17 protein-coding genes and 4 pseudogenes are annotated in these 15,242 nt (G+C 63.4%); 11 read left to right on the top strand and 10 right to left on the bottom strand.

All coding sequences use genetic code 11. From position 1 onward, the window contains the following. Positions 1-13 precede the first annotated feature (13 nt). From B0G76_RS07995 to B0G76_RS07950, 10 genes and pseudogenes are all read right to left on the bottom strand, one after another. Positions 14-1,158 (bottom strand): annotated as a pseudogene (locus B0G76_RS07995) (cysteine desulfurase family protein). A gap of 22 nt (positions 1,159-1,180) precedes the next feature. Continuing rightward, positions 1,181-1,552: a hypothetical protein gene (locus B0G76_RS07990; protein ID WP_116140815.1), complete on the bottom strand. Its 372-nt coding sequence runs from the start codon at positions 1,550-1,552 to the stop codon at positions 1,181-1,183. Continuing rightward, the gene (locus tag B0G76_RS07985) at positions 1,549-1,824 is read right to left on the bottom strand and encodes a nitrogen fixation protein NifZ (RefSeq protein WP_116140813.1); all 276 of its coding nucleotides are present in this window, start codon (positions 1,822-1,824) and stop codon (positions 1,549-1,551) included. The genes B0G76_RS07990 and B0G76_RS07985 overlap by 4 nt, the downstream gene beginning before the upstream one ends. Then, complete coding sequence (locus tag B0G76_RS07980; protein WP_027193760.1) at positions 1,821-2,201, bottom strand: nitrogen fixation protein NifZ; 381 nt, start codon at positions 2,199-2,201, stop codon at positions 1,821-1,823. Before B0G76_RS07980 ends, B0G76_RS07985 begins: the two co-directional genes overlap by 4 nt. Next, positions 2,194-3,030 carry a 4Fe4S-binding leucine-rich repeat protein gene (locus tag B0G76_RS07975; RefSeq protein ID WP_116140811.1) on the bottom strand — a complete coding sequence of 279 codons (837 nt, stop codon included), beginning with the start codon at positions 3,028-3,030 and terminating at the stop codon, positions 2,194-2,196. The genes B0G76_RS07980 and B0G76_RS07975 overlap by 8 nt, the downstream gene beginning before the upstream one ends. Beyond that, complete coding sequence (locus tag B0G76_RS07970) at positions 3,027-3,608, bottom strand: hypothetical protein (protein WP_116140809.1); 582 nt, start codon at positions 3,606-3,608, stop codon at positions 3,027-3,029. The genes B0G76_RS07975 and B0G76_RS07970 overlap by 4 nt, the downstream gene beginning before the upstream one ends. A gap of 15 nt (positions 3,609-3,623) precedes the next feature. Further along, positions 3,624-4,031 carry an iron-sulfur cluster assembly accessory protein gene (locus tag B0G76_RS07965; RefSeq protein ID WP_120291349.1) on the bottom strand — a complete coding sequence of 136 codons (408 nt, stop codon included), beginning with the start codon at positions 4,029-4,031 and terminating at the stop codon, positions 3,624-3,626. A 50-nt stretch (positions 4,032-4,081) separates the two neighbouring features. After that, positions 4,082-4,276 (bottom strand): 4Fe-4S binding protein, encoded by a 195-nt coding sequence (locus B0G76_RS07960; protein ID WP_026226294.1) that lies wholly within the window; start codon positions 4,274-4,276, stop codon positions 4,082-4,084. A 40-nt stretch (positions 4,277-4,316) separates the two neighbouring features. After that, complete coding sequence (gene nifB / locus B0G76_RS07955) at positions 4,317-5,912, bottom strand: nitrogenase cofactor biosynthesis protein NifB (RefSeq protein WP_116140806.1); 1,596 nt, start codon at positions 5,910-5,912, stop codon at positions 4,317-4,319. A gap of 254 nt (positions 5,913-6,166) precedes the next feature. Next, a pseudogene (locus B0G76_RS07950) lies at positions 6,167-7,869 on the bottom strand (sigma 54-interacting transcriptional regulator). Positions 7,870-8,187: 318 nt separating this feature from the next. Here B0G76_RS07950 and B0G76_RS07945 point away from each other — a divergent pair. The 11 genes and pseudogenes from B0G76_RS07945 to B0G76_RS07905 all read left to right on the top strand — a co-directional run. Then, positions 8,188-8,861 (top strand): annotated as a pseudogene (locus B0G76_RS07945) (aminotransferase class V-fold PLP-dependent enzyme); the annotation flags it as partial. After that, positions 8,841-9,026, top strand: a complete 186-nt coding sequence (locus tag B0G76_RS44715) for an iron-sulfur cluster assembly scaffold protein (RefSeq protein WP_258875753.1) — start codon at positions 8,841-8,843, stop codon at positions 9,024-9,026. The pseudogene B0G76_RS07945 and the gene B0G76_RS44715, both read left to right, overlap by 21 nt. 27 nt (positions 9,027-9,053) lie before the next feature. Then, complete coding sequence (erpA, locus tag B0G76_RS07940) at positions 9,054-9,428, top strand: iron-sulfur cluster insertion protein ErpA (RefSeq protein ID WP_116140804.1); 375 nt, start codon at positions 9,054-9,056, stop codon at positions 9,426-9,428. A gap of 23 nt (positions 9,429-9,451) precedes the next feature. Beyond that, a pseudogene (locus B0G76_RS43600) lies at positions 9,452-9,574 on the top strand (2Fe-2S ferredoxin); the annotation flags it as partial. 426 nt (positions 9,575-10,000) lie between these two features. After that, entirely contained in the window at positions 10,001-11,137 is a 1,137-nt protein-coding gene (gene nifV / locus B0G76_RS07930; protein ID WP_105512129.1) for a homocitrate synthase, read from the top strand. Beyond that, positions 11,134-11,286 (top strand): hypothetical protein, encoded by a 153-nt coding sequence (locus B0G76_RS42800; protein ID WP_164862329.1) that lies wholly within the window; start codon positions 11,134-11,136, stop codon positions 11,284-11,286. Before nifV ends, B0G76_RS42800 begins: the two co-directional genes overlap by 4 nt. 5 nt (positions 11,287-11,291) lie before the next feature. Beyond that, positions 11,292-11,630, top strand: coding sequence for a nitrogenase stabilizing/protective protein NifW (gene nifW, locus B0G76_RS07925; protein WP_105512130.1), 339 nt, complete (start codon positions 11,292-11,294; stop codon positions 11,628-11,630). 34 nt (positions 11,631-11,664) lie between these two features. Further along, positions 11,665-12,513 carry an electron transfer flavoprotein subunit beta/FixA family protein gene (locus B0G76_RS07920; RefSeq protein ID WP_105512141.1) on the top strand — a complete coding sequence of 283 codons (849 nt, stop codon included), beginning with the start codon at positions 11,665-11,667 and terminating at the stop codon, positions 12,511-12,513. Further along, positions 12,510-13,613, top strand: coding sequence for an electron transfer flavoprotein subunit alpha/FixB family protein (locus B0G76_RS07915; RefSeq protein WP_116140802.1), 1,104 nt, complete (start codon positions 12,510-12,512; stop codon positions 13,611-13,613). The genes B0G76_RS07920 and B0G76_RS07915 overlap by 4 nt, the downstream gene beginning before the upstream one ends. A gap of 11 nt (positions 13,614-13,624) precedes the next feature. Then, on the top strand, positions 13,625-14,935 hold the full coding sequence (locus B0G76_RS07910) for an FAD-dependent oxidoreductase (RefSeq protein ID WP_105512132.1): 1,311 nt from the start codon (positions 13,625-13,627) through the stop codon (positions 14,933-14,935). Beyond that, the gene (locus tag B0G76_RS07905) at positions 14,932-15,231 is read left to right on the top strand and encodes a ferredoxin family protein (protein WP_105512133.1); all 300 of its coding nucleotides are present in this window, start codon (positions 14,932-14,934) and stop codon (positions 15,229-15,231) included. Before B0G76_RS07910 ends, B0G76_RS07905 begins: the two co-directional genes overlap by 4 nt. Positions 15,232-15,242 lie beyond the last annotated feature (11 nt).

Below are 15,242 nucleotides of genomic sequence, written 5' to 3'. Positions count from 1 at the left end.
GTTCAAACCACGTTCAAGCGGGATGCGCTGCTTCCTCCAGCAGTGGACGAAGCAACGGCGGCAGATAGGCGAGCACGTACTCAATGTCCTGCGCCGTAGTGGTTTCGCGAGCGACAGACGCACCGCCGCCAGCGTCTCATCGCGCGGCACATCCATCGCGGCAAGCACGTGCGACGGCTCGCTGCCGCCAGACGAGCATGCCGAGCCTGACGACGCGGCAACGCCCGGCAGCTCGATGCGCTGCAACACGACCTCGGCAGGAACCTCGCCGAAACGCAGGTAGCTGGTGCCGGGCAGACGCGATGCCTGCGCCGAAAACACGTGGACGGCCGGCAGTGCGCACCGCAGCCCCTGCTCCAGTGCGTCACGCAGCGCGGCCACGCGCGCCGCTTCGCTCGCTACGTCGCTGATACGCTCGAGCGCCGCTGCAAAGCCGGCGATGGCCGGCAGGTTCTCGGTGCCGCCGCGTCGATGCCGTTCCTTGCTGCCCTGCACCTGCGGCACCAGCGTCACGCCGTGGCGCACGAGGAGCGTACCGATGCCCTTCGGCCCGCGCAGCTTGTGCGCCGACAGCGACACCGCATCGACCCCGCTCTGCGCGAAATGGAACGGCAGCCTGCCGGTGAACTGCGTCGCATCGACATGGAGGCGCGCGCCGGCCGAATGCACGAGATCGCGTACTTCGGCGACCGGCATCAATACGCCCGTCTCGTTGTTGGCCGCCATCAGCGATTCCACCCCGACGTCAGGTCCAATCAGCGCGGCGACACTGTCGAGGTCCAGCGTCCCGTCGGGCCGCACGGCGATGTAGTCGACCGCAACGCCGCGTGCAGCCAGCGCTCGCGCCAGCTTCAGGTGCGCTGCATGTTCGATCGCGCTGAATACGCCACAGTGCCGCCCCCCCGGCGGCGCCGCGTGCAGCCAGCACACGGCCAGGTGATTGGCTTCGGTGGCGCCGCTGGTGAAGATCAACTCTGCGGGCTTGCAACCGAGCGCTCGCGCGATCGTCGCGCGGGCCGCAGCGAGCGCGCCCTTCGCCTGCTGCCCGACGGCATGCTGCGACGACGCGTTGCCCCACGCATCCGTCAGGATGGACAGCATCGCCTGCGCCACGGCGGAGGCTGGCGGCATGGTCGCGTTGTGGTCGAGATAGATCATCGCCGGGCTCCGTTAGTTTGCTTCACGGCCAGAACACGCATTCGCGATCGATGCACAGCGTGTCCAGCAGCTCGGCCAGACCGGTGCTCTCATGCTGGGGCATCCATCGGTGCGACGCATGATCGCGCGCGCTCAGGTGCCACATACCGTCTTCATCGCGCGTGAGCCAGGCTATGTCGATCAGCCCGCCATTCGCGTCGACATTGCGGGAGCAGCACGGGCTCTCGACACGGAACCCCTGCCCATCGCGCAGCACGCGCGGCAGCACATAGTGGTAGCGGGTACGCTCGCGCAACGCTTGCTCGATCTGGCGCTGGGTCAGGTCGAACGGGCGGCTCGCGCGCAAACCGTCGCGCGGCGCCGCCGCTTCTGGCGCACTCGCCTGAACCGTCATGACATGGCTCCTTCTTCAGGTAGCAGGCCGGCGGGCGCGGGCGCAATTTCATTCCCCTTGCATCCGACGACACAGTTGCCGAAATCCACCAGATAGACTGGCTCGCCGCTCTCAACCACCTGGCCGACGTTGACGATTTCGCCGACCGTACCCGCCTCGGCCAGACAATCGTCCTGGCCGCGCTCCGGAAAGCTGCCGTCGTTGCACAGGTCATCCAGCGCGATCACGCGCATGCCCCACTGATAAGCAGGCTGAACCGGTTCGATACTCATGCTGACGGCTCCTGCGGTTGCGACGTTTCCGGCTGGACCCGCGTGCCGATCTTGTGCAGCGCTTCGGCCCGCTCGCCCAGGCCTTGCAGCACGTCGTCCGGCAGGTTGTCGAGCGTACATAGCTCTTTCGCGCGCATGCCGACACGGTGGCCGCTCTCGACGAAATCCACCGCGTAGATATAGAACTGCTGAAGGAAGGTGTCGATGCTGGTGACGTAGCCGATCTCGCCCTTGTTCACCAGCACTTCGCCGATGTCCTTGCCGTTGTACGTACCGTCGTTGCGGATAACCGAGCGTGCGATCACGCGCTCGCCGTAGTTGAAGCGCGGGGGAAACGCGACCTCAATCAGGTCGTCGTCGCGGTTGATGTCAGCCATGCTTCGCTCCTGCTGATCGTTGCGTTTGTCCGGTGGTCATCAGGTTCGCGACCTCGCCCGACTGCCGGCGCCGCCGCGCGAGCGCGCGCACCTCTTCGTCCGCGTCATTCACCAGCGACGCCACGATTTCGCCAGCGGCGCGCCGCGCGACTTCCCAGCGCACTCGCCAATCGGGATCGAACGCGAGGCGCGATAGCAGCGTCGCGGGCAGACGCTCAGCGACGATGCGGCGTACCTCGGCCTCGCTGTCGTCGGCAATACGCAGCAGCGCGGGCATCTCAAGACGCTCGGCCAGTCGCATCCGGACTACGCGATCAGGGTCGCCGATCATCTGCGGCAGCAGCGCGAGCGGCAGACGCTGCGCCACCCACTCGCGCACGCCGTAGTCGGAATCGCCCCGCATGCCGACCAATGCAGCAGGCGACACGCGCTGCGCCACGCGAATCCGCACCTCGCGATGCGGATCGTGGATCAGGCGCGCCAGTTGCGCCTGCGGCAATCGCAACGCGAGCTGCAGCCGGACCATCTCGTCCGGATCGCCGAGCAATGCAGGCAGACAAAACACATCGGCGTGACTCGCGGCGATTGCGCGCACCTCGAAGTACGGATGCGCAAGCTGCTCGTTGGCCAGTTCAGGATGCCAGTGAAAGAAGCGCTCGACGCGGCGCGCGTACGCATCCTGCATGCACGCGTGCCCTGGCCCGCAACCGTGCTCCGCCGGCAACTCGCGGAACCGCACGTAGCCGCAGCCGGTGCAGTCGAGCGGGCCGCCCTGCCAGTGGCGCGGTACAATGTCGCCGACTGGTACGCGCACGTTCTGTACGCTCATGGTTGCGTCCCCGTCCAGCCGCGCGTCGGATACGCACTCAGCGCATCCATTGCATCGTCGGACCCGGCGCCGGTCTCATGACGATCCAAGACATGCGAAAGCAGCGCGCCCCCCACCCGGTCTTCGGGATCGAGCCGGCGCAATTCGCGCAGTAGCATGCGCGCTTCTTCAAAGTCGCCGAGACGCATGTTGAGGTACACGAGGCCCTTCAGTGTGAACAGATAAAAACGCGCGGCCGCGTCATAACGCGTGGTCACGTTCGCGGCCGCAAGCGGTTCCTCGCCGAAATCTGAGCCCAGCGCGGTGCGGGCGACCGCCAGCGCGTCTTCGCCGATCGCACGCGCCTGCGCCAATTTATGGCCGTAGAAGTAAAAGCGGTACAGCGCGATCAACGGCACCGGATGGCGCGGCGCGGCGGCGCGGGCGCGTTGCAACAGCGCGAGCGCCTCATCGGGGCGCTCGCGCAACCGACCCGCCTCGGCGATCAATGCATTGACGCCTGACGGCAAGCCGCCGCCAATCGCGCTCTGCGCAAACGCGGTCATTGCGTCGTCGAGGGCACGGTCGCCGGACTCCATCGCCATCGCTCCTCTTCAGGAAATCTGACGCGGCAGCGGCGGCCGTCCGCGGCCAATCGCGCTGACATCGATGGTCGCCACGCCTGGCGGCGCCGAATCCGCACTGCTGCTGCAACCACAAGCGGCCTGGTTCGGATTGAAGAAGATCAAGCCGGACTGGGTTGGCCTGTCGGCGAAATCTATCGTTATGCCTTCGAGCATCAGCCGGCTCTCAGCCGGCAGGAATACGCGCAAGCCGTTGATGTCGAGTTCCTGTTCGCCTGGTTGTAGCGCCGGCTCGGCGGTGAATTCCGCGGTATGGCCGGAACAGCCGCCGGCGCTCACCACCAGACGAAAGCCGGCGCCAGCCGGCAGGCCCGAAAAGCCCACGATACGACGCATGAACTTCTCGGCGGCGCTCGTAACAGTTACGCTGGACAGCATGATGCGTAGTCTCCTGTTGGATGAATGGCCGGCCCGGCCACGAGCCAGACTCAAACCTGAACGATGCAGCCGTCCACGGGACACACCGCGACGCACTGCGGGTCGTCGAAGTGGCCTTCGCATTCGGTGCATTTCTTGGGGTCGATCGCGAACACGCCGCCTTTCTCGCTGATCGCGACATTGGGGCATTCCGGTTCGCAGGCCGAGCATCCCGTACAGGTGGACGCAATAATCTTCAGAGGCATGGAGGCTCTCCTGTTGTCCTGTCTGGAAGGGTGTGGGATATCACGCCGCTGAGGCTGACGAGGTGTAAGCGCCCTGGCGGATTGAAGCATCGCCGCGGTCCCGATGCACGATGGCGCCGCTGGCGATGCGACTGCGGTAGTCGTTGAACCAAGCAAGCAGCGCTTTTTCGATGAATTCGCCGACGTACTGATCGACCGGCTCGATGCCCGCTTGCGCCAGTTCGTCTTTCGGGCAGGCGCCGATCTTCGCGACCAGCACCGCGTGGCAGTCGTGGAGCGCGCGCACGACCGACGGTAGTTGCTCGTCGTCGCCATAACCGCCCCGGCAATACAGGTCCACCCGGCGATGGCCGCCGAACAGCGCTTCGGCTGCCGAGACCTCGAAGATCTGAAACTCCGCGACGTGGCCGAAGTGCTCGTTGACCCGGCCGCCGCCCTTCGTTGCGACCGCGACCAGCACCTTCATGTCGTCGGCGACGTCGATCTCGCGAGAGACAGCCAGCGCTTCTTGCTTCGCGTCGTGCTGCGCCTGACGCTCGGCTTCGACGCGCTGCTGGTATTCACGGCGGCGGTCGAGGTCGTAGACCACTTCCATCTGCTCGATCTTGTCGAGCGTGAATTCCTCGCTGCGGTCCTCGCCGAGCAGGCCAACCGCATCCGCGCGGCACTGGCGGCAATGACGCATCAGGTTGGCGCCGCCCATGCAGGCGTCCTGCACGGCCTTGAGTTCCTGCGCAGTCGGCCCGCGCTGGCCGCTCAGGCCAAAGTGAGTGCCGTGTTCGGGCTCCGAGATCAGCGGCATGATGTTATGCAGGAACGCGCCGCGTTTCTTCACCTCGCGGTTGACCTCGATCAGGTGCTCGTCGTTGATGCCGGGAATCAGCACCGAGTTGATCTTGGTCAGCACGCCGCGTGCGGTGAGCATCTCGAGACCCTTCATCTGCCGGTCATAAAGGATGCGGGCTGCTTCGTAACCGGTCACGCGCTTGTGCTCCCAGAAAATCCACGGATAGATTTGCTCGCCCACCGCCGGGTCGACCATGTTGATGGTAATTGTCACGTGGTCGATGTTGTACTTGCAGATTTCGTCCACAAGGTCGGGCAATGCCAAGCCATTGGTCGACAGGCACAGCTTGATGTCCGGCGCCTGTTCCTGCAGCATCCGGACCGTCTCGAAGGTCTTCTTCGGGCTCGCCAGCGAATCACCAGGACCGGCAATGCCAAGTACCGTCATCTGCGGAATCTCGCTTGCGATGGCCACGACCTTCTTCACTGCCTGTTGCGGCGTTAGCTTCTGAGAGACCACGCCGGGACGCGACTCGTTCGAGCAGTCGTATTTGCGGTTGCAGTAGTTGCACTGGACGTTGCAAGCCGGCGCCACCGCCACATGCATGCGCGCAAAGTGATGATGGGCTTCTTCCGAGTAGCACGGGTGATTCTTGACCTTCTCCCAGATGTCCGGCGGCAAGTCGTCGAGACTGCCCGACGCGCCGCAACTGGCCTTACCCTCGCCACCGTGCGCGCCGCAGCCGCCACCGGTGGACGGGTCTTCGATCTTCACGCCGAGAGGTTTAATCTGCCCGATGCCGATATAAGCCGCTGCGGGCAAGTCGCTCGCATTTGAACTCGCTTGCATGGATATCTCCTCGCAACCGACGGCGGCCGCGCGCAAGCCATAAAGCCAGATCCATGCCACTCGACAAGAAAGCCAAGGATCAACGTGTTAGGGGATATTTCGCAGTTCTGTATGATCCCGGCGCGCGACGTATCCCTCCAATTTCGTTGCGTCGTGTCGGTGTTGCGACAAATCTCACACGACCTGGAACGCATGTGCCGAACCAGCGAGATGGACCCGCACAAGCTGGGTAGGCGAAGCATTCTCTATCCTGGTCAGAACCGGTGAACCTCAATAGAGGATGTATGCAGCGCATAGCCTATCTGCCGGGGCGTGATCCCCAGGAAGCGCGCCGCCTTCGCCTGGGCCGAGCCGCTGCGCTCCGTCGACCAGATCAATCGTTCGCGTTAACCCTCCGGCTTCCCCGGCTTGCGATGTCGTGAACGTTCAGTCGTCCGCCGCCGGATCCAGATCAGTGGCAGCCTCAGCGGCCGGGCTGCCCACCAGACAGCCGGTGCCGACGCCATATCCGGATCATGATGCCCGTACGGCGGCTGCGACGACGGCACTTCAGCGATCGGCATTTCGCCCAGAGGCGCGGGACGAACCGCATCCTCGCGCTCGATGTAGTGCAGCACCTTCGTCAGATAATGGTCCTCCTGACACAGGAACTTGAAACGGTCGATCACGCCGTCACGCGTCATGGTCGCCTTGCATTCGACACAGTTCTCCAGTTCACGAACTTTGCCCGGCCAGTAGCATCTCATCAGCACCCGCATCGCTTCCGCGTCGAGGCGAATGGACTGCGCGTTTTCACGGTTGAAACGGGCAAGAAGCTGTGCCTTGGCCGGAATATCTTCTCGCCGCTCACGCAGGGGCGGCAACTCGATACTGACCACGTTGATACAGTAGTACAGATCCGAGCGCAACTCGCCGGCCGTCGCCATCCGTTCAAGGTTGCGATTGGTCGCGAGAATCAGACGCACATCCACCTTCACCGGCGTCATGCCGCCGACACGCTCGAACTCGCGCTCCTGCAGCACGCGCAACAGCTAGGCCGGAAACGACGGCGCGATATCGCCGATCTCGTCAAGGCACAGCGTACCGCCGCCAGTTCGAAGCGGCCCTTACTTGTGGCCCCTGCGCGCCGGTGAAGGCGCCTTTCCCGTCGCCGAACAGCTCGCTTTCCCGCAAGGACTCCATCAACGCCGCGCAATTGCCCGGACGAACGACTCGCTGCCACGCGGCGACAAGTCGTGGATCGCACGCGCGATGAATTCCTTGCCAGTGCCACTCTCGCCGTGCAGCAGCACGATGGTACGCGCGGGGGCGAGCTGGTGAATCTGTGCGAACACTGCCTGGATCGCCGCCGAGACACCGACTACCTGGTCGATCTGTTAAGCGGGCTTGATCACCTTCCGCATGCGCCTGACGTCATCCTGCATGCTATCGTGCGCCGCGCATACGCTGCGCTGGAGCAGCAACGTCTACCCCCATCAGGGTCGCGACAATCATCACCAGATGCAGGTCATCGACAAACAGCCGGCTTGCACCGGGGTTCACGCAATCGACAGCGAGCACGCCGAGAGTGCGCCGGTCGGTGTGGATCGGCGTCGCTAGCATGGCGATGCACGCCCCCGGTATCTGGTCCGCGCCACCCATGCGAACAGGAGCGACGGTTCATCATTCACGTTGGACACGATCACCCCGATGCCGCTCTTTCACGCGCGGCCGACGGTGCCTTCGCCGGGACGGAACTGAAGACGCTGCTGCTCGTCACGCGAAAGACCCGTAGCGCTCAGGCCGCCCAGTTGCCGGTCCGGTTCGGCCAGCACCACAAAGGCGCGCCGCCACTCCATGGTGCGCACAAGATAGTTCAGGGACTCGGGAAGGCTTTTGCCACATCGAGCGACGAAACCAGCGTCTTGCTCGCCTCGTAGACACCGTCCAGCGCTTGCCGGGCAACGGCCGCCTGCATGTTCACATTGACTTCCTCTTCGTGCGCTGCGCGCTTTCGATGTACCAGCGCAAAGCGCAAGATCAACGCAAAGACACAGCGTCTAAGGTAAGCCCATTTCTACGCCTGATGATTGAGCCATCGCGCATGTCAATCCCGCGTGCGCAACGACAAATCCGACAAAAAGGACGACGAAAATCCGGGCTCGTCGCGCGCATCGACACAAAAACAACAGCGAAACAACACCGGACCGGCTGAACGAGGCCACTAGAGCGTGAAAATCCACTGGCATGGAAGTTGCAATGAAGGTCGCACTACCCCCGCTTTCAGGAGCCTGCAATGTCGGATTTCCAACGCGTCAGCACCGGCCTTCATCCACGCGGCGCCGACCCCGTGTATCGGGATCATGCCACCACCACGCCGGTCGATCCGCGCGTGATCAGACGCATGCTGCCTTACCTGATCGACATGTACGGCAATCCTGCCAGCCGTTCGCATGCCTATGGCTGGGTCGCCGAAGAAGCGGTTGAACTGGCCCTCGAACAGGCCAGTTCGCTCGTGAACGCGGACCCGCGCGAGATTGTCTGGACCTCCGAAGCGACGGAATCGAACAACCTCGCGATCAAGGGTGCCGCGCACTTTCATCGCGCCAAAGGCAATCCCCTGGTGACGCTCACGACCGAGCACCAGTCGGTGCTTGGCGCGATGCCCGAACTTGATCGCGAAGGCTTCGAGGTCACAGTGTTGCCGGTGCAGGAAAGCGGCCACGTGGACATCGCTGCAAACGGCGCGCTCTGCCGCGCCCGGGGCATCCTGCTGCACGTGGATGCCCCGGGCGCCGGCAAGTGCCGGTCGATCTGATGTCTTTCCCGGCTCACAAGATCTACGGCCCCAACGGCATCGGCGCGCTATATGTGGGGCTCCGGCCGCGCGTGCGGATCGCGTGCCAAATGCACAGCGGCGTCCACGAGCGCGGCATGCGCTCCGGGACGTTGTGCACGCATCAGTTCGTCGAGGAACTGGCATCGCCGCCGACCGCGATCCACTGCTCGATTCTCGCCGAGGACGCGATCAAGGCGGCCGTGTCCGACTTTCGCCCGCGCCAGACGCTTCGAGGCGCAGTAGCCAACGACCTGCAACTCGCCGAGCAACCGACCTGCTCATCCAACCCGAAGTGAGTCCATTCAAGCCTGAGAGGAACCTCCATGGAAACGCTCGCCCAACCGGCTTCCGCCACACCCGGCGTCATGCCGGGCCTGCTCGAATTCACGCCTCAGGCCGCTGCGAAAGTGGCCTCGCTGATCGAGGAAGAAGGCAATCCCAACCTGAAGCTGCGGTTGTACGTGTCCGGCGGCGGCTGCTCGGGCTTCCAGTACGGCTTCGCGTTCGACGACCAGGTGGTGGACGACGACATGCAGACCGTCACGGACGGCGTCACGCTGCTGGTCGATTCGATGAGCCAGCAATACCTGTTCGGCGCGCGCGTCGACTACGAAGACGGCCTGGAAGGTTCGCGCTTCGTCATTCACAACCCCAATGCGCAGAGCAACTGTGGCTGCGGCAGTTCGTTTTCCGTGTAAGACAATCATGACAATCTCACTGACTGGCGCCTCCTGACGACGAGGAGAACAACCAGTTCGACAGTGCATGGGGTCTTGACGTGCAATCGCGTCTCGCGTGCTGCGTGAAGCTGCGCGACGCCGACCTGACGATCGAACCGCCGTGACATACGCGCGACCTCGCGCGTGAGCACTGGGGGGCAAGCGTCCTTAGCGCTGTGCGGCCTCTTCAAGCGCCATGGCGGTCATCGCCGCGAGCGCATAGCCGCGCTGATAGCCGCTGCCTCTGTTTATCTTCCGGCATCGTCGTTCCTATGGATAGCCAATCCCTACAGCGTTTGCATCGCACCGATGGCGTCCGCACGTCCTGGCTGACCACGCACATCGCGTCGTCCATCGCTTTTTGCAGCGCCGTGTTCCTCGCTACACCTAGCTGTTCGAAACAGGACATTCGCGACAGGTCTTCGTTGGGACCGCTTCATCACAGCGCCAGCGAACGCCGGGAAGCCCCGCGGCAAGCGGCTATTCGCAGTAACCGTGCATGGCACAGTACTTGCGATGGGTATGATCAAATGCCTAAAGGACCACTTCCCGTGTCGAATCCGATCATCAACGACACCACACTGCGCGACGGCGAACAGACCGCTGGCGTCGCATTCACGGTTGCCGAAAAATGCGCGATTGCCGAGGCGCTGTCAAGCGCCGGGGTACCCGAACTGGAAATCGGTATCCCCGCAATGGGTGCCGAGGAAATCGATTGCATCCGGACCATCGTCGCGCTGAATCTCGACGCCGATCTGATGGTCTGGGGCCGTCTCACCGACGCGGACCTGGCGTCGGCCTTGTGCTGCAATCCCGACATCATTCACCTGTCGATTCCCGTCTCCGATATCCACCTTCAACACAAGTTGCGCCAGCCGCGCTCATGGGTGCTCGCGCAGGTGAATCGCGTGATCAGCGCCGCCGTCAAAAGCGGCCGCAAGGTTTCGCTGGGCGCGGAGGATGCCTCGCGCGCGGACCCCTCGTTCCTCGACGACGTGGCGCGGCACGCGCAACAGTGCGGTGCGCAACGCATCCGCTTTGCGGACACGCTCGGCGTCCTCGATCCTTTTTCGACCTATGAAGCGATTGCGCGATTGCACGACGCGGTCGATCTGGAAATCGAAATCCACGCGCACAACGACCTCGGGCTCGCGACCGCGAACACCCTTGCCGCACTGCGCGCCGGCGCAACCCACTCCAACACCACCGTCAATGGTCTCGGCGAACGCGCCGGAAATGCCGCGCTGGAGGAGATCGTGATGGGCGTGCGCCATATCATGGGTCGCAATACCGGCGTCGACACGACCGCGCTATTGAGCATCTCTCGGCTTGTCGAACGGGCTTCAGGACGCCCGGTCGCGCTGAACAAAAGCATTGTCGGCGCCAGCGTATTCACGCACGAGTCCGGCATCCACACAGACGGGCTCGCGAAGAATGCATCGACCTACGAGAGCTTCGATCCCGCCGAACTCGGTCGCGAACGCTCGGTCGTGCTCGGCAAGCATTCGGGTTCGCAAAGCGTGCGCCAGGCTTATGACGCGCTCGGCCTGCCCGTCAGTGAAAAGCTGCTCGTGCTGCTGCTGCCCCGTATCCGCCACCATGCCACCCAGCACAAGCAAGCGCCCAGCGCCGCCGACCTGTATCGCTTCCTGATCGAGTTGCGCTACACCGTCGGAGAATTGTCATGAACGGCGCTGTGGTCCGCTTCACGAAGTGCGTCGCGCAACCCGATCAGTCTGGCACGACGCCGCCGTGCGCCACCAGCGACGCCTGCGACAAGTACTTCGCCGAGCCGACGTTCTGTCCGCATCTATCCTCATCCGCTTGCAAGGAGTAAACGCTATGAAAAGCTTTGTCCAGCAACTCAAGGCGCTGTCCTCAGCCGAGGACTTCCTGCAGTTCTTCGGCATTCCGTTCGACCAGAAGATCGTCAACGTGAGTCGGCTACACATCCTCAAGCGCTTCTTTCAGTACATCCAGCAACAGGACGCGCTGCCGGAAAGCGACGAAGGCGCGCTGTTCGCGTCATATCACGCGCTGCTGCTCAAGGCTTACGGCGACTTCGTCACCTCCACGCCGGCGCAGGAAAAAGTGTTCAAGGTGTTCCGGGACACAAATGGGCGGCAGCACGTTTCACTCGACAGTCTGCGCGCGTCGCTGCCCGCGCGCACCCTTGCCTGACAGGTGGAGCAAGACCATGCACATCGTTAAGACCATGCACATTGTCGTCTGCATCAAGCAGGTCCCGGACTCCACGCAGATCCGCGTTCATCCGGTCACCAACACGATCATGCGCCAAGGTGTTCCGGCGATCGTCAACCCGTATGACCTGTTTTCACTCGAAGAGGCGCTGCGGCTGAAGGACCGCTTCGGCGGCAAGGTCACGTTACTTTGCATGGGCCCGCCGCAGGCCGAGGAAGCGCTGCGCAAGTGCATCAGCTTCGGCGCGGACGACGCCGTGCTGCTCACCGACCGCGCATTCGCTGGCGCGGATACGCTCGCTACGTCGTACGCGCTGGCAGCGGGTATCCAGCAGATCGCGAAGGAGCAGGCGGTGGACATCGTGTTCACTGGCAAGCAGACGATCGACGGCGACACCGCGCAAGTCGGCCCCGGTATCGCCAAACGCCTCGGGCTGCAATTGCTGACCTACGTGTCGCGCATCGTCGAGACCGCTCTCGATGCGCGCACGATCACCGTCGAGCGCCGCGCCGAGGGCGGCGTGCACGTGCTCAGGACCGCGCTGCCGTGCCTGATCACAATGCTGGAGAACACCAACGAACTGCGTTTTGCGACGCTGCCCGCGATGATTCATGCGGCCGGCTATCCGGTGCACAAATGGAACTGCGAACAGGCCGGCATCGAAGACCTCAGCAAGATCGGTCTGAAGGGCTCGCCGACAGTGGTCAGCAAAGTCTTTGGACCGACGCCGCGCAGCGAGAAAGCGGAGATGCTCGACCTCGACGCATCGAGTCTTTGCGACGTGTTGGTGAACCTGCTGCAAAAGATCTTCACGCGCCATCCTACTTTGGAAGCTGACCTGCTGATGAAGGAGGGGTCATGAACGCACCCGCCGCCCCCGCGAAGAAACCCGCCGGCCGCGCAGGACGCATCCTCGAACTGCCGGAACACCTGAAGGCCTACAAAGGCGTCTGGGTCTTTATCGAGCACGACCGTGGACACGTGCACAGCGTCTCGTGGGAACTGCTCGGTGAAGCGCGCAAACTGGCCGACACGCTCGGCAGCCGAGTGGGCATCGCGGTGCTCGGCGGCGCGAATGAACCGCTCGAACAGTTTGCCGCAGAAGCCTTCACTTACGGCGCGGACGATGCGTACATCGTCCACGACCCGGTCTTGCAAGGCTATCGCAACGAGCCGTTCACGAAAGGGCTCACCGACCTCGTCCACCAGCATCAGCCCGAGATCCTGCTGCTGGGCGCGACGTCGATGGGCCGTGACCTTGCCGGCTCCGTAGCAACGACCCTGCTGACCGGGCTGACCGCCGATTGCACTGAACTCAACATCGATCCTGCGTCGCGGGCGCTGGCGGCGACGCGCCCCACCTTCGGCGGCTCGCTGCTGTGCACGATCATGACGCTCGCGTACCGTCCACAGATGGCGACGGTGCGCCCGCGCGTGATGCCGATGCCGCTGCGCGACGCCGAACGCACCGGCAACATCGTCCCGGGAACGCTGGGGATGATCGAGACGGATATCGTCACGAGGCTGCTCGACTTTATCCCGGATGCGAGCAGCAACCGGATCAACCTGCCCTATGCCGATGTGATTGTGAGCGGCGGCAAGGGGTTGAAGAGCCCGGAGAACTTCCAGCTGGCGTTCGAACTGGCGAACGTGCTCGGCGGCGAAGTGGGTGCGACCCGGCCATGTGTGCAGGCCGGCTGGGTCGAGGGGGAGCGCCAGGTGGGACAGACCGGCAAGACGGTACGGCCCAAGCTCTACATTGCCGCCGGCATATCCGGCGCGATCCAGCACCGCGTGGGCATGGAAAGCGCAGACGTGATCGTGGCGATCAACACCGACCCGAACGCACCCATCTTCGATTTCGCACACTACGGGATTGTCGGCAATGCGTTGCAAGTGTTGCCCGCGCTGAAGCAGGCTTTTGTGGAGCATTTGACCCGGCGCCGCAAGCAGGCTGCCTGAGGAGAATCACGATGAGAAAACCATCACAGTTCGATGTGATCGTGGTCGGCGCCGGTCCGTCCGGCAACGCTGCCGCTTACACAATGGCCAAGGCAGGTCTGGAAGTGCTGCAGATCGAGCGCGGCGAATATCCGGGCAGCAAGAATGTTCAGGGCGCGATCCTGTACGCCAAAGCGCTCGAAGAGATCATCCCGGACTTCCGCGACGATGCGCCGCTGGAGCGCCACATCATCGAGCAGCGAATGTGGATGCTCGACGACACGTCGTTTGTCGGTACACATGTGCGCAGCGAGGATTACAACAAGCCGCCCTATAACCGCTACACGATCATCCGCGCGCAGTTCGACAAGTGGTTTTCATCGAAAGTGCGCGAAGCCGGCGCACTGCTGCTCTGCGAGACCACGGTGAAGGAACTGATCATGGACGGCGACCTGGTGGTCGGCGTGCAGTGCGACCGCGAGCACGGCGATGTCTATGCCGACGTGGTGGTGCTCGCCGACGGCGTGAATTCGACGCTCGCGCGCAAGGCGGGCTTTCATGGAGAGATCGGGGCCGGCAACGTTGCGCTCGCCGTCAAGGAGATTCTCTTCATGCCCGAGGAGACGATCCGCCAGCGCTTCAACGTCGGCGAGGACGACGGCGTCGTGATCGAGATGGTCGGCAGGATCACCGACGGCATGATGGGCACTGGCTTCCTCTATACCAACAAGGAATCGCTCACCATAGGCGTGGGCTGTATGCTGAGCGACTTCAAGAAAAACCCCAACCGCACGAGCCCCTATGTGCTCCTCGAAAAGATGAAGCGGCACCCGTCGATCGCACCGCTGATTGCGGGCGGCGAGATGAAGGAGTATTGCGCGCATCTGATTCCCGAAGGCGGTTTTCACGCAATCCCGCAGGTCTACGGCCACGGCTGGATGATCGTTGGCGATTCAGGCGGTTTCGTGAACGCCGCGCACCGAGAAGGATCGAATCTTGCCATGACCTCAGGACGCCTCGCCGCCGAAACGGTGATCCACGCGAAAGCCGCGGGCCAAGGCTACCGCGCCGGCACGCTCAAGGCCTACAAGGCCGCGCTCGATCAGAGCTTCGTGATGAAAGACCTGCACAAGTACCGCGACATGCCGGCCGTGCTGCACCAGAATCCGCAGTTCTTCACGACCTACCCCGACCTCATGGCGCGCGCCGCGCGCACGATGCTCACGGTCGACGGTAAGGACAAGAAAAGCAAGGAGCGCGAGATTTTTTCGAGCTTCCGCAAAGCCCGTTCGCTTTCCGGCATCGTGGGTGACGCCTACAAACTCCTGAGGGCCTTCCGATGAGCACCCTACCCGTCAACGTAGAGGAAAAGCTGTTCCAGAACCGTTACCGCGTCGATGCAGGACGGCCGCACGTCCACATCAAGGATGCCGACGTCTGCCGGAGCGAATGCAGCGAGAAGAGTTGCACCTTCGTCTGCCCGGCCTCGTGCTACAAGGCCGAAGGCAACGGCGCGGTGACGCTGATCACCGACGGCTGCCTCGAATGCGGCAGTTGCCGCATCCTCTGTACCGACCACCAGAATATCGAGTGGGACTACCCGCGCGGTGGTCACGGCATCCTGTTCAAGTTCGGTTGACGAACATCGTC

This window comes from Paraburkholderia sp. BL23I1N1, assembly GCF_003610295.1.
GTDB lineage: Bacteria > Pseudomonadota > Gammaproteobacteria > Burkholderiales > Burkholderiaceae > Paraburkholderia.
Note: the sequence above shows the minus strand (reverse complement) of the source record. Positions and strands in the feature narration are given on the sequence as shown.